The sequence below is a fragment of the Pyrodictium occultum genome, from assembly GCF_001462395.1.
Taxonomy (GTDB): Archaea; Thermoproteota; Thermoprotei_A; order Sulfolobales; family Pyrodictiaceae; genus Pyrodictium; species Pyrodictium occultum.
The window spans coordinates 597244-609971 of record NZ_LNTB01000001.1 but is presented as its reverse complement, the minus strand read 5'-3'; the positions used below and the strand labels follow the sequence as shown (position 1 = coordinate 609971).

The 12728-nt window shown below is 64.7% G+C and carries 13 protein-coding genes; 7 read left to right on the top strand and 6 right to left on the bottom strand.

The features are described from left to right. Positions 1 to 65: 65 nt before the first annotated feature. Genes CF15_RS03360 through pyrC form a run of 6 tightly spaced genes read left to right on the top strand, consistent with a single transcriptional unit; the run spans position 66 to position 4802 of the window. Positions 66 to 740, top strand: a complete 675-nt coding sequence (locus tag CF15_RS03360) for an orotidine 5'-phosphate decarboxylase / HUMPS family protein (RefSeq protein WP_058370531.1) — start codon at positions 66 to 68, stop codon at positions 738 to 740. Beyond that, positions 730 to 1329 (top strand): orotate phosphoribosyltransferase, encoded by a 600-nt coding sequence (gene pyrE / locus CF15_RS03355; RefSeq protein ID WP_058370530.1) that lies wholly within the window; start codon positions 730 to 732, stop codon positions 1327 to 1329. Before CF15_RS03360 ends, pyrE begins: the two co-directional genes overlap by 11 nt. 8 nt (positions 1330 to 1337) lie before the next feature. Next, positions 1338 to 2282 (top strand): aspartate carbamoyltransferase, encoded by a 945-nt coding sequence (gene pyrB / locus CF15_RS03350; RefSeq protein WP_058370529.1) that lies wholly within the window; start codon positions 1338 to 1340, stop codon positions 2280 to 2282. A gap of 6 nt (positions 2283 to 2288) precedes the next feature. Next, the gene (gene pyrI / locus CF15_RS03345) at positions 2289 to 2774 is read left to right on the top strand and encodes an aspartate carbamoyltransferase regulatory subunit (RefSeq protein WP_058370528.1); all 486 of its coding nucleotides are present in this window, start codon (positions 2289 to 2291) and stop codon (positions 2772 to 2774) included. Continuing rightward, positions 2746 to 3561 (top strand): iron-sulfur cluster-binding protein, encoded by an 816-nt coding sequence (locus CF15_RS03340; protein ID WP_058370527.1) that lies wholly within the window; start codon positions 2746 to 2748, stop codon positions 3559 to 3561. The genes pyrI and CF15_RS03340 overlap by 29 nt, the downstream gene beginning before the upstream one ends. After that, on the top strand, positions 3543 to 4802 hold the full coding sequence (gene pyrC / locus CF15_RS03335) for a dihydroorotase (protein ID WP_058370526.1): 1260 nt from the start codon (positions 3543 to 3545) through the stop codon (positions 4800 to 4802). The genes CF15_RS03340 and pyrC overlap by 19 nt, the downstream gene beginning before the upstream one ends. Before the next feature lie 3 nt (positions 4803 to 4805). Here the strand turns inward: pyrC and CF15_RS03330 are convergent, their stop codons facing one another. The 5 genes from CF15_RS03330 to CF15_RS03310 form a co-directional block, all read right to left on the bottom strand. Beyond that, positions 4806 to 5171 (bottom strand): hypothetical protein, encoded by a 366-nt coding sequence (locus CF15_RS03330; protein ID WP_058370525.1) that lies wholly within the window; start codon positions 5169 to 5171, stop codon positions 4806 to 4808. Between the two features lie 47 nt (positions 5172 to 5218). Further along, on the bottom strand, positions 5219 to 5533 hold the full coding sequence (locus tag CF15_RS03325) for a signal recognition particle protein Srp19 (protein WP_058370524.1): 315 nt from the start codon (positions 5531 to 5533) through the stop codon (positions 5219 to 5221). Between the two features lie 39 nt (positions 5534 to 5572). Further along, complete coding sequence (locus CF15_RS03320) at positions 5573 to 6796, bottom strand: ABC transporter permease (RefSeq protein WP_070807879.1); 1224 nt, start codon at positions 6794 to 6796, stop codon at positions 5573 to 5575. A 28-nt stretch (positions 6797 to 6824) separates the two neighbouring features. Then, positions 6825 to 10706, bottom strand: coding sequence for a COG1361 S-layer family protein (locus CF15_RS03315; protein WP_058370522.1), 3882 nt, complete (start codon positions 10704 to 10706; stop codon positions 6825 to 6827). A 74-nt stretch (positions 10707 to 10780) separates the two neighbouring features. Continuing rightward, the gene (locus CF15_RS03310) at positions 10781 to 11506 is read right to left on the bottom strand and encodes an ABC transporter ATP-binding protein (RefSeq protein WP_058370521.1); all 726 of its coding nucleotides are present in this window, start codon (positions 11504 to 11506) and stop codon (positions 10781 to 10783) included. Between the two features lie 164 nt (positions 11507 to 11670). On the opposite strand from CF15_RS03310, the gene CF15_RS03305 reads away from it, so the two are divergent. Further along, the gene (locus CF15_RS03305) at positions 11671 to 12141 is read left to right on the top strand and encodes a CopG family ribbon-helix-helix protein (RefSeq protein WP_168371241.1); all 471 of its coding nucleotides are present in this window, start codon (positions 11671 to 11673) and stop codon (positions 12139 to 12141) included. Here the strand turns inward: CF15_RS03305 and CF15_RS03300 are convergent. Then, positions 12095 to 12685 carry a hypothetical protein gene (locus tag CF15_RS03300; protein ID WP_058370519.1) on the bottom strand — a complete coding sequence of 197 codons (591 nt, stop codon included), beginning with the start codon at positions 12683 to 12685 and terminating at the stop codon, positions 12095 to 12097. The two genes, CF15_RS03305 and CF15_RS03300, sit on opposite strands and share 47 nt — an antisense overlap. Positions 12686 to 12728: the final 43 nt, after the last annotated feature.

Below are 12728 nucleotides of genomic sequence, written 5' to 3'. Positions count from 1 at the left end.
GGGCGGCGCCACATGGCTATTTAGCCCTAGCCCCGCATCCAGGGGAACCATGGGCAGCGGCTGCTATGGGGCTGCTCGTGGCTCTCGACAGGCCTGGAGGTTACGAGGAGCTTGTCGGGAAGCTCTGCAGCCGGGTTGACGGCTTCAAGCTGGGCCTCCCCCTCCTCATGGCCAGGGGCCCGGGCTACGCCGGGCTGCTCCGGAGGAGGTGCCGGGACGCGCTCTGGGTGGCGGACCTCAAGCTAGCCGACATAGGCTACGTAATGAGGCTTACGGCTGGGCTTGTCGCTGAGCACGTCGACGCCGTGATAGCCCACGGGTTTGTGGGCGTGGAGGGGGCGCTCGGCGAGCTCAAGGACTACCTGGACTCACTGGGCAAGAGGCTGGTGGTAGTGGCGTCCATGAGCCACCCGGGGGCCCGGGAGGCCTACGACCACGCTCTCCCCAGGATACTCGAGACGCTGGAGAGGCTTAGGCCCTGGGGCGTGGTGGCCCCCGCGACGAGGCCCGGGGTGGTCGGCATTGTTAGGAGGAGGCTCGGCCCGGGCGTAGCCATAATGTCCCCGGGGGTGGGCGCCCAGGGGGCTGAGCCCGGCTCCGCCCTCTGCGCCGGCGCCGACTACGAGATAGTCGGCCGCGCCATAACCGGGAGCGGCGACCCCGTGGAGGCCGCTGAGAGGATACGCAGAGAGCAGGAGGCGAGGCTCAGCAACTGCCGGGGGACGAGCCATGGATCCTGAGAAGCTGCTGGCGAGGATACTGGTCGAGACGGGGGCCCTCCAGCTCGGCGAGTTCACCCTGACCAGTGGAGCGAAGAGCCCGGTGTATATCGACCTCCGGAGGCTGCCCAGCTACCCCCGGGCTTTCCGGGCCGTCCTCTCCCTCCTCCACGCTGCATCGCTCGAGGCAGAGTACGACGTAGTGGCCGGGGTGGCTACTGCGGGTATAGCATGGGCGGCTGGCCTGGCGCTCTACGCGGGCAAGCCCATGGCGTACGTGAGGGGCGAGAAGAAGCAGCATGGCCTGGGCAGGAGGGTTGAGGGCGTGGTTGAGGGCAGGACCGTCCTCGTCGTAGATGATGTGGCAACCACCGGGGGGAGCCTCGCCTCGGCCGTGGAGGCGCTACGGGGCGCCGGGGCGGAGACGCGCTACGCCCTCGTGGTTGTCGACCGGGAGCAGGGGGCTAGGGAGAGGCTGGAGGGCATGGGTGTCCGGCTGATGAGGGTGGCGACGCTGCGGGGGGTGCTCAGGGCTGCGGCGGAGGAGGGACTGCTCTCCCGCGAGGAGGCCCGGAGGGTTATAGCCAGCCTCTACGGAGAGGAGGACTGAGGGCCCGAATGCCTGCGCAGGGCTGGCGTGGACGGGACGTTATCAGCATCCTCGACTTCACCCGGGAGGATCTCTGCAGCCTCTTCGAAGCCGCTGAGCGGATGAAGAGGCTGCTCTCCGAGGGCAGGCTGCCGAGGCTCCTCGAGGGCAAAATAGTGGCGCTAGCGTTCTTCGAGCCCTCAACAAGGACGAGGCTCAGCTTCGAGGCCGCCGCCAAGAGGCTGGGCGCAGAGACTATAGGGTTCACCGGCGAAGAGGCGGTGAGCGTCGCTAAGGGGGAGAACCTGGCCGATACGGTTAGGATGCTGGACGGCTACGCGGACGTGATAGTGATTAGGCACCGCTACGAGGGCACAGCCCTCTACGCGGCTGAGGTGGCGGAGAAGCCCGTCATAAATGCCGGGGATGGCAAGCAGCATCACCCAACCCAGGCGATGCTGGACCTCTTCACTGTGAAGGAGCTCTTCGGCGGCATAGACGGGCTCGTCTACGGGGTTCTGGGCGACCTGCGCTTCGGCCGCGCGGCCTCGAGCTTCATCCTCGGCCTAACCCTCTTCAAGCCGGAGAAGGTCTACCTGATCTCCCCGCCACTGCTGCGCACCCGCCCGGAGGTGCGGGTGAGGCTGGAGGAGGCAGGGATACGCTACGAGGAGGTTGACCGGCTCGAGGACGTGCTGGGCGAGCTCGACGTGCTATACGTGACCCGTATCCAGAAGGAGAGGTTCCCGGATCCCAGGGAGTACGAGAAGGTTAGGGGGAGCTACCGTGTTACCAGGGAGCTGCTCGAGAAGCACGCTAAGCCCGGGCTCAGGGTGCTACACCCGCTGCCCAGGGTCGACGAGATAGCCTTCGACGTGGACGAGACCAGCTACGCGGCCTACTTTATCCAGGCTCGTAACGGTGTGCCGGTGCGCATGGCCCTCCTCTCCCTGGTGCTCGGAGCGGAGGTGTAGCCCTCGATGGCTCCCTCCGAGGGGCTGCTCGTACGCAGGATAAGGGAGGGAACAGTCATCGACCACATACCTGCCGGCCGCGCCCTCGCCGTGCTGAGGATACTCGGGATAACCGGGAGGGAGGGGCTGAGGGTTGCCGTGGTAATGAACGTTGAGAGCAGGAAGCTCGGCTGGAAGGACATTGTGAAGGTTGAGGGCAGGCATCTGAGCAGCGAGGAGGTTAACAGGATAGCGTTGATAGCCCCCACGGCCACTATAAACATTGTTAAAGACTATCGGGTTGTCGAGAAGAAGAGGGTCAAACTACCCCCGGTCATAGAGGGGATAATATCCTGCACCAACCCCACCTGCATAACTCGCAAGCCCAGGGAGCCGGTGCGGCCGAGGTTCCGGCTCCTCTCCGAGCACCCCCTACGCCTCCAGTGCGTCTACTGCGGCACCATAATGGAGGAGGAGGACGTGCTTGAGCAGCTCGAGGAGCAGGGGGGCTAGCGGGGATAGACGCTACGACTACTGCAGCCTCAAGCTGCGCAGAATCCTGTGGCGCGGGGAGGGGGTGGCACTCCTCTCATACCAGCCCCTGGGCTGCAGGCCTCCAGTCTTCGAGCCCGCCCAGTTCGCCATGTTCTGGGTCCCGGGGATGGAGGCTGTACCGCTGGCACCGATATACTCCGGCGCTAAGAGGCTCGACTTCCTCGTGAAGGCGCGGGGCCCGACCACGAGGAGGATTGTGGAGGAGCCGCCGGAGAGGGCAGGGATCATAGGCCCGATGGGGAGGGGCTTCAAGCCCAGGGCTGCTAGGCTCCTACTGGCCGCCGGGGGCACCGGGGCCGCCTCGCTGACGCCCGTGGCCAGGTGGGCGGCCGACCAGGGGGCAACGGTAGTCTTCGTCTACGGTGCTCGTAGTGCGGGGGAGCTTGCGCCCGTGGAGGGCTACCTGGGCCCCGGGGTGGAGCTAGTAGTGGCTACCGAGAACGGGAGCAGGGGGCGCCGGGGCACCGTTGTAGACGTCGTCGAGGATCTAGGCCTGGAGGGCTTCGACGCAGTAGCCGCGGCAGGCCCCGAGGCCATGCTCTGCCGCCTATACCGTCTCGCCGCGGGGAAGGGGCTGCTGGGCCGCCTCTACCTCAGCCTAGAGACCATGGTGCGCTGCGGCATGGGCTTCTGCGGCGCCTGCCTGGTGCCCTGCACCGGCATCCTACTATGCCGCGAGGGCCCCGTGCTGCCCGCAGCGAAGCTGGGCTGCTGGGCTGAGGAGTCATGCAGGCAGACACGGTAGTCTGCGGCATCCTCGTAGACCATCGGGGGGTGCTCGGCGAGGGCTGTGTAGCGGCCCGTGGAGGCCTGGTTACGGGCATCCACAGGAAGCCCGTCAGCGCAGAGCGCGTGCTCGACTACCGGGGGATGGGGGTCTACGTGTCCCCCGGCTTCATAGACATGCATGTCCACCTCCGCGGCCTCCGGCTGGACTACAAGGAGGATGAGCGCAGCGGCACAGCCGCAGCCGCCTCCGCAGGGATAACCCTGGTGGCGGATATGCCGAATACGGTGCCCCGCCTCTCCACTCCCGAGGCGCTTGAGAAGAAGCTGAGGGCTCTGCGGAAGAGGAGCCTGGTCGACTACGCCGTCTACGCCGGTGTCCCCGACAGCCCGGGCCTCGTCGAGGAGCTTGCCTCCCTCCCGGTAGCGGGGTTCAAGATCTACCCGGGCGACCTGGAGGAGAGGATGGAGGCTGTCAAGCGTATCCTTGAGCTCCCCGGCGCGCTAGTGGTTGTCCACCCCGAGCTCCCGGAGGCCGAGAAGCCCGTGGCGGAGAGCAATAGCCTCAGAGCAGTGCATCGGGGCTGCCACTGGGAGGCCGCCGCTGTACAGCTGCTGAGGAGCCTGGAGCCCCGGGCCCGGCTCCATATAACCCACGCCTCCTGCCCCTCGACCATAGAGCACGCCCGCAATTCGGGCTTCACCGTGGATGTGGCGCCCCACCACCTGCTGCTCCAGGGCTGGGGCGAGGACTGCCTCTACCGGGTCAATCCTCCACTCCGCAGCTCCATAGAGGAGTGGAGGCTGCTCCAGACCCTCCTCGAGGCCGGGGTCAACGCCGTGGCAAGCGACCATGCGCCCCACGCGGCGTGGGAGAAGACTGAGCCCCTCACCTGCAGCCCGGGCATAGCCTGGCTCGAGGCCTGGCCCAGCCTCCTCTACTGCCTCGTTGAGGCCGGGGCGCTGAGGCTTGAAGAGTTCCTCCGCCTCGCCGGGAAGGGGCCCGCGGATATACTGGGGCTAAGGGGCTACGGCGTGCTGGAGCCGGGGGCTCGGGCGGACCTGGCGGCCTGGCGCCCGGCCAGCACCAGGATAGGGGCGCCCCGGTGGAGCAAGGCCAGGCTAGTACCATACTTCATGGAGAGGGGCTGCATGGAGGTTCTGGCCACCCTGGTGGGCGGGGTACCGGTGTACGTGGAGGGCGAGCTGACCGGGGAGGCGGAGGCGGTGAACCCCTTCGAGAGGAGCCGGCCAGGCTAGCTCCTAGCCGGCTCCCTGCAGCCGCCGCGAGGCGGCGCGGTAGAAGCGGAGCACGTCATCGAACATGTTGCGGCCCGTCATGCAGCCCCGGGAGGCGAGGATGCCGTGTATCATGGCTCCTACCCGCTGCCCCGCGAAGTACATGGCCACGAAGAGGGCTATGACGCCGGCGTAGTCGAGGGACAGCTGCACCCCGGCCCAGTGCCTCAGCACCACTACCACGGGGACTGGGGCGTGGACCGCGATAGCCCACTCTAGCATCCGCCTGCTCCGCTTGGCGAAGGCGCGCCAGTAGCCGAACGGCACGTTCACCAGCAGCGTCAGGGCCAGCGCCGCCAGGAGCATGGACGCGTTCACATCCACGTGCATTGCCCTGACACCCTTGCTGCAGCCCCGGCGCGGGACGCCGCCTAATTTCAGGCGCGGCGTAGCCTACGCCTCTCCTCACGGAGCTTCCTAATCTCGGCCGCTATAGCCTTCAGCGTGTTTAGCTTGGAACCCATCTTGTCCACTACGACGCGCTTCGTGTTCTCCCACCAGCTGCGCGGGTACCGGGCCTCCTCCACCTCCGGGTTGAGCCCGAGCCTCTGGGCCGCCTTAACTATCTCCTCGACTCTCGGCTTCCTCACAGCGTCTCTCAGCGGCACCTTCCGGCCCTCGCCCCGCGAGGCACTGGAGTCTATATAGACGGGCCAGACTACCACTCTGCGGCCCTTATACTCCCTGCTCAAGCATCCCACCCCCTGCCGCCACTCGGCGCCGGCCCCTGTCTACTCGTAGCGGAGCGCCGCCGCGGGAGGTATCTTAGCCGCCTTATATGCAGGTAGAGCCCCCCCGACCAGCCCCACCACTATAGTCATGACTAGCACCATGGACAGCAGCTCCGGGGTTATCGCGGGCTCAGCCTTTATAACTATTGTCTGGGCCCCCCGTATCACCATGCCCCTGCCGGAGAGCACGTAGGCCGCCACAACGCCCAATACTATACCTATGACGGCGCCCAGCACGCTCATCACGAGCGCCTCCGAGAGTATCATTAAGAGTACCTCAACGTTAGTGAAGCCTAAAGCCTTCAATACGCCTATCTCCCTGGTACGCTCCATAACCGATGTTATCATGGTTGCCGCCACGCCGGTCACAGCAACCATGAACGCCGCCCCACCCGCAGCCAGCGTTACAAACCTCATCGCGGCCGTTATGCTACTGACAACCCTAGCTACCTCCACCAGCGAGATGACGCCGGCGCGGTCCTCGTAGATGCTGCGCAGGCGCTTGGTCAGGTTCTCCACAAGCGCCGGGTCACGCACCACTATGATTATGCCGCTCCAGTCGTGGAGGCCCAGCACCCGCCTACCGGCGCTGAGGGGGAGGAACACGGTCTTATCCGGATTCACGAAGAAGGCGTTGCCGAACTCGGCGAGCACGCCGCTGACCACCACGTTTATCCTCCTCTCCCTGATCTGCCCGCCCTTGCCTATCTCGTAGTATGTGAGGGTCACCACGTCCCCGGGGGAGTAGCGGCGGCGCCCCTGCTCATCGTAGGCTACGAAGTGCCCTAGCACCGCCGCTACGCTCTCACCTGGAGAGGGGACGCGGCCCTCCTCGAGCCGGAGCTTCGCGAGCGCCTTGAAGAACGTGTCCAGGTCCACAGCGTACACTGTCACATCTATGCTCTTCGCGCCCTGCCTTACCTTAGCGTGGGCGGTGTAGAAGGGTGTGAGCGCCTCCACGCCGGGAAGCCTCTCAAGGAACGCTAGGTCGTTCTGTGTGAGCTTGTAGCTTGAGCTAGGTACGAGCACTATAATGTTCTGTCCGAGGCCCTGGATCTGCTTGATCACGTAGCCGGAGTAGCCCTGCACCACGCTCATTATAGCTACGAGCGCCAGCGGGCCTATAGCTATCCCTATGATGGTTAGTGCGCTCCTCGCCTTCCGCTCGCTGATAGCCCTTACAGCGAAAACAGCTATGTCAAGAATCTCGCCGAGCTTCAGCATCCTCGCCGCCTCCGGGAGATAGCCCTCTCTACACGTTTCCGGGGAGCCTATGATGCCTCGTATAAGCCACATATCCCAGGACAGCCGCTAGAGCGGCCAGCACGGCCGCCACGCCGCCTACCTCGCTGGGGCTCAGCGGGGGCCTAGCCTCCATACTCTTGCCGGCTGCGGGGGTGTTGCTCGGCACTGCCTCCCTCACCGGCAGCGTCTCGTTCATACTATAGACTATGCCGTAGCTGTCGCTGTAGTAGACCGTGATCCTCGCTTCCTCGGGCCTCCTCTGGAGGTGAAGCTCTAGTCTGAAGGGCGTCTCGCTTGAAGGGTCTAGAGAGCCCAGGAGGATGGAGGCGTGGCCGCCGTCGGCGTAGGCTTCTATTCTTACCGCCTCGGCTGTCTCGACGCCCTCGTTCGCTATTATACCCTTGATTATCAGTGTGCCGTTATGCCACTCTGCATCAAGCTGGGTGAAGCGTAGGATTATAGAGGGCCTCATTATGAAGGCTATGCTGGTGTTCAATGTATTGAGCCTGCCGGCCGCGTCCTCGTAGACTAGCGTCAGCAAACCAGTGAACGTGTAGCTCTTCGAGGAGCCGAAGCTGGCCGGGTTGAATACGACCCGGTAGGTCAAGTTAACGGGCTCCCCCGGCTCGAGCACGGGCAGGTACCTGGTTGAGGAGGCCACGTAGCCTGCCGTGGAGACGGGAGCCAGCACAGCATAGACGTTGTAGACCAGGGAGGGCCCCTCGTTCAAGAGGGTAACGTTGACCGTTGCCACGCCGCCCCGTAGATCGGCGTAGACTGGGGCCCTAACCTCTATGATGCTGGGGGACATAGGCAGGGCTATCTCCAGCTGCTTCACCGCATGGTGGAGATAGCCTAGCTGGTCCACCCAGGCTATGTCGACCACTAGCGCCGCGCTGCCAGGCCTAGTGGTATTGACGCCTACCTGCGCTACATAAACCTCGGCCTCTCCTGCCAGGGCGGCGCCGCTCACTCTGTTGAGCAGCCTTTCCAGGTTAACCCCGGGGCTGCGTCCCCCTGCGGAGCCCGGCGGGAGCTGCGCTAGCGCCTCGGCCTCCGGGACCGCCACCACCATGTCCCCGCCAGTCTGGGGGTTAAAGAGACCCGGCGGGAGCTTGACCACTATGGATGATATGCGGGCGGCCCTGGAGGGGTCTGTGTAGACGCGGAGGAGGAGTACTGCTGTCCTGGTGCCCGGCCTCGGCGTGTAGAGCCAGCCCGCGTCAAGCAGGTACACGGCCTTGTTCGGGTCGTCAACTACCAGGGTTATGTTCCTCCTGGACTCTACCACCACGTGGGCGTTGAACCCGGTGAATATGTAGCTTATCGTTACCTCCAGGCGGTGGGGGCCGGGCTGTGCGCCGGGGGCTACGCGGAGGTAGGCTGTGACCGTGCACGAGGAGCCTGGAGCGAGGGCGTTGCAGGCCTGGGGCTGGCTAGCCACCTCTACCCTCTGGTCGAGGGGCTTTAGCCGGACCAGCACGCCGGTGGCCTGGTAGCGGCCTGGGTTGTATACCTCGATCTGTAGCGGCACAGCCTCGTCGCCGGGGTAGACGTGTACCGGGGCTGTGCCGGGAGCTGTGGCAGGGTAGGCCCTGGCCACCAGCAGCCTTGGGGCATAGTCGCCCACCGGCTCCACTACGAGGGGCACCGTTACCTCCTGGCGGCCGGTGACCACGGTGCCGGCTTCGCCGTGGTAGCTGTACCATATGGTGAGCGGCACACTGTATGCCCCGGGCCTAGCGCTGCTGGAGACGTTCACCTCGAGCCGGAGGGTGCAGACGGAGCCGGGGGCCACGCCTGCTGTCAGGCAGTCGCCCCCGACGAGCCGGGCCTCTACGCCGGGGACGCTGCCAGGGCTGGCGGAGAGTATAGTTACCTGCTCCGGTGCAGTGTTAGCTATCCCCACGTCCACCTCTACGTTGCTCGAGGAGGGGACCAGGTGGGCGGTCGCCACATCAACGTAGCCTAGGCGGAGGGGCTGCTCGCGAAGCGGGCTAAGCTCTATGATCCTCCGGGCTGATATATTGTAGACGCCGCCGCCGGGCGAGGAGATGACCGCAGTCACGTTGAGAGCCATCACCACCCTAGTAGCGTTACCGGCTATGCTCACCCCGGGTATGGATATTGAGGCTATATCGCCTGGGGCGAGGTCGAGCCTCTGGACCACAGTGGCGCTGGGCTTCCCCGCCCTCAGCGCGGCGCCCCTCAGGGGCCTAGCCTCAACGACTAGGTAGCGGAGAGTGCCGTGGCCCCAGTAGCCTATGCTTAGATCAAGGGTCGCCGAGTACGCCTTGTCGCCGGTGACCCAGGTGGCCCAGCGGGCCGAGACAATCTCCACCCTCTCTGCGCGCTTAGGGCTGATGATGAGCACTAAGGGTATTTTCATAGACTTAACGGCCACACTGTTATCGCTCCTCCTGAGCACCAGGACCAGGGTGGCGTTTGCCGTATAGCGGCCCGGCGGGAGGCGGGGCGAAATGTCTAGAGCCGTCGAGAGCTCTACCACGCCCCCATAGCCGGCCGCTAGGTTGCCCGCGGTGATTCTGGCTGTTTGCTGGCCTCTCCAGGTTATACCCTGGGGCAGCTGGATTGTCAGTACCGCGTCGGTCACCGTGGCGTCCTCCAGGTTCTCCACAGCTACGCGTAGGGGTGCCGAGACCTCTCCGGGGTAGGCGTAGCCGTCACTCCAGCCAGCATAGAGGATCTTGGCCTTCAGCGACGCAGGGCTAGCCACCGGGAGGCTGAAGTTGAAGACGGCGGGCAGCGTGGTGGTGGCGCCCTGCCAGGACACGGTGAAGATGAGCTGCAGGCTCGCGTTGTAGACTCCGGGCGCCAGGCTCCCGTCCACGTCGACCCTCGGGGTAAGCGTTATCGTGTCGCCGTAGCCGGCTGCCAGGTTGCTGAGGGCGGTCCGGTATACTCTCTCGCTGCCGCCGGCTATGCTCATACCCTGAGGGAGCTGGAGGACCGCGACGAGCCCCGTGACCGTGTAGGGCTCCCTGTTCACAAGGACTATCCCTATGGGCGTGGAGGCCTCGCCGGGGTAGGCGGCACCCCAGGCCCAGCCTAGCAGGAGGGGCTCGACACGCATCTGCTCCGGCTCATCCACGCGGATGGGGAGGGGGAGCCTGTACTCTACATGCCTAGTTGTGTTGTCGATTGTGCAGTAGTAGTCCATGTAGAGCTTTGCGTAGTAGACGCCGGGGCTCACCCAGGCCGGAACGTAGACCCCTGTAACCTCGTGGCTCGAGGACTCGTTGACGCCTAGCCTATCGATGCTCCAGGATTCGTTGCCGCGGGGCCACCAGCCCCTGGGGAGCTGGATGGATAGGGTGGCATTACTCACCTCCCCGGGGCCCTTGTTATCAAGGGTCACTCTTAGCCGCACATTATTGGAGCCTGGGTAGCTGAACGGGGTGAGCCTGGCGGAGACGGTTAGCCCTGGAGGGCATAGGGACACCTGGAGCCGTAGCGTGTAGTTGAACTCGTATGAGGCGCTGCCGGCTACAGCGTGGAGGGTAACGTTTGCCGTGTAGACCCCGGGCGCTGCATTCACAATCCTAACAGTTTTCTCAACTACTAGTATGTCGCCGGGATGGGAGGGGCCGAGGTGCACCACAAGCCTTTGGGGCGAGAAGCCCTCTGGGAGACTTATAACGGCGTAGACGCTGTCGGCAGCCAGGTAGCCCTCGTGAAGCCATTCTATATGGAGGAGCGCGTCCTCTCCGGCTATCGGCGGGCCTCCCCCGGGACGGGTGAAGCTCTCTGCTATTAGCTCGAAGCCTATGGGGGCCTGGGCGGCAGAGGCCTTAGGGAGGGCTGGAGCTAGGAGCAGCAGCGCCACGGCAGCAGCTAAGACTACCAGCGCCGCACGGATGCGATGCATGTAGCCGCCTCCTAGGCTTTCCCCACCCGGCACCCGGGTATAAATCAAGGGGTTTCGGGCTCCCGTGCGGCGCGCTAGCGTACTGTGTTGATTATACACCTGGAGATGTCTGGCTCCACAACCTCCACTATGTTGCCGTCGCGTATCATGTATATCTTGTGCGTGCAGTTGGCGACCTCGGGATCATGGGTGACGACAACTATCGTCTGGCCACGTTTATTAAGGGAGATGAAGGTATTCACAACGCGCTTTGCAGTCCTCCTATCCAGGGCTCCGGTGGGCTCGTCTGCAAGCAGTATCAGGGGCTCGCCGACTATCGCCCGGGCTATGGCGACGCGCTGCTGCTGGCCGCCGCTGAGCTGAAGGGGCTTCTTGGGGAGCCAGGAGGGGTCTCCCCCAACGCTGACCAGCGCCTCCTCCGCCTTCTTCCGGCGCTCGTGCCTCGGCACGCCGCGGGGGATAAGGGGCAGCTCTATGTTCTCTAGCACTGTGAGCCTGTTTATCAGATTGAACTGCTGGAACACGAAGCCTATGTACTTGTTCCTCAGCCTTGCGAGCTCCCGGTCCCGCAGCCTCGAGACGTCGAGCCCGTCTATGTAGACCTTGCCGCTTGTCGGCCGGTCTAGGAGCCCCGCTATGTTGAGCAGCGTCGTCTTGCCCGAGCCGCTGGGGCCCATGACCGAGATGAACTCGCCAGGGTAGATGCGGAGGCTAAGCCCCCGGAGGCCCCAGGTCACCGTCTCCCCGACCCGGTAGGCCTTAGTGACGTTCACCAGCTCCAGTATGGGTCTTGCAGGCAATGCCGCATCCCCAGAAGGCTCCAGGGCCCCGAGGAGGCGGGGGAGGGCTCTGCCAGAGGGTACTCTCCCCATCCGTCGGCCCGATAATCCGTCTTCACAGCCCCATAGCCGGGCGGCAGCGCCATACCCGGTATTTAGGCTTGCCTGGGAACCCGCCCGCGGGGGTGCCCGGAGGAGTGGTGGTCAAGACCGGGGTGGCGCTGCCCGACCACGTATACCAGCAGCTGCTCGAGGTATCGCGAAACATGGGGTACACGAGCGTGTCCAGGGCTATAAGGGACGCCGTCGAGCTCTTCATAGCGTTCAACAGGTGGTGGAGTCACCGGGGCAGGGTGAGCGGGACCCTCCAGCTACTAGCGCCGAAGTCCAATGAGGCCCTCGCATCCAGCCTCCAGCGGCTCCTCAGCGAGTACAGCGACGTGGTCCACTCGGCCACCCTTATTATAGCCTCGCCGGGCTATATCCTCTATATAATAGCTGTCCGAGGCGAGGGCGGGCGCGTGAAAAGCCTCTACAAGCACCTGGCTAGGCTCCGGGGGGTGCTGAGCATACAAGCAGCGCTCCTCCCCTCCCCGGAGGGGGGTGGCGCTAGCCTAGCTCAACCCCGAGAAGACCTTCGGGGAGAACGCCCATAGCCTTCTGCCACTCCCTCGCGTCATCAAGCCTTCCCGTGACCTCGTTGTACCAGGCCGGCACCACGCCCTCAACCACGGCGAAGTAGTCCATGGTATCCCTGAGAAACCTCACCTCGCCGCCAAGCTCGACGAGGGGCCGCAGCGCCGGGGGAGCATCGTCCACGGGCACAGCCTTGCCCATCAGCGCGAGCCTCTTATGCCAGACATCCACCTCGAAGGTAGACATTAGCACCGCGTGCTGGCCTACAGCGCTGGGGACGAGGTGCACGTTAACCTCCACAATCCTGCCGCCTGCTATCCTCGCGACGCGCACCCCCCAGATGCTGTACTTCTCCGCCGCAAGCGCAAGGTAGTAGGAGCCGTCGCCAGCATCTATAGTACTTGCGAAGAGCGCAGCCTTGCCGTGGCGGGTGCGGACTAGGATAGAGTCGGCTGTAAGCCTCTTCGCGTGAGCGGGGAAGCCCCTCCTAACAGCTTCCCGGAAAACTTCTACAGCATAATCAGCCAGCTGCCTATCATCTGAAACACTCCCTGCAGCGCCCATCCCGGAGCCACACCCTATCCACGAGAGCCAGGGCCGGCAGGCA

Excerpts from the sequence above, each read along its gene's own strand:
- CF15_RS03360 (WP_058370531.1), top strand. The coding sequence starts at position 66 with ATGGGGCTGCTCGTGGCTCTCGACAGGCCTGGAGGTTACGAGGAGCTT.
- pyrE (WP_058370530.1), top strand. The coding sequence starts at position 730 with ATGGATCCTGAGAAGCTGCTGGCGAGGATACTGGTCGAGACGGGGGCC.
- pyrB (WP_058370529.1), top strand. The coding sequence starts at position 1,338 with ATGCCTGCGCAGGGCTGGCGTGGACGGGACGTTATCAGCATCCTCGAC.
- pyrI (WP_058370528.1), top strand. The coding sequence starts at position 2,289 with ATGGCTCCCTCCGAGGGGCTGCTCGTACGCAGGATAAGGGAGGGAACA.
- pyrC (WP_058370526.1), top strand. The coding sequence starts at position 3,543 with ATGCAGGCAGACACGGTAGTCTGCGGCATCCTCGTAGACCATCGGGGG.
- CF15_RS03330 (WP_058370525.1), bottom strand. The coding sequence starts at position 5,171 with ATGCACGTGGATGTGAACGCGTCCATGCTCCTGGCGGCGCTGGCCCTG.
- CF15_RS03320 (WP_070807879.1), bottom strand. The coding sequence starts at position 6,796 with ATGCTGAAGCTCGGCGAGATTCTTGACATAGCTGTTTTCGCTGTAAGG.
- CF15_RS03315 (WP_058370522.1), bottom strand. The coding sequence starts at position 10,706 with ATGCATCGCATCCGTGCGGCGCTGGTAGTCTTAGCTGCTGCCGTGGCG.
- CF15_RS03300 (WP_058370519.1), bottom strand. The coding sequence starts at position 12,685 with ATGGGCGCTGCAGGGAGTGTTTCAGATGATAGGCAGCTGGCTGATTAT.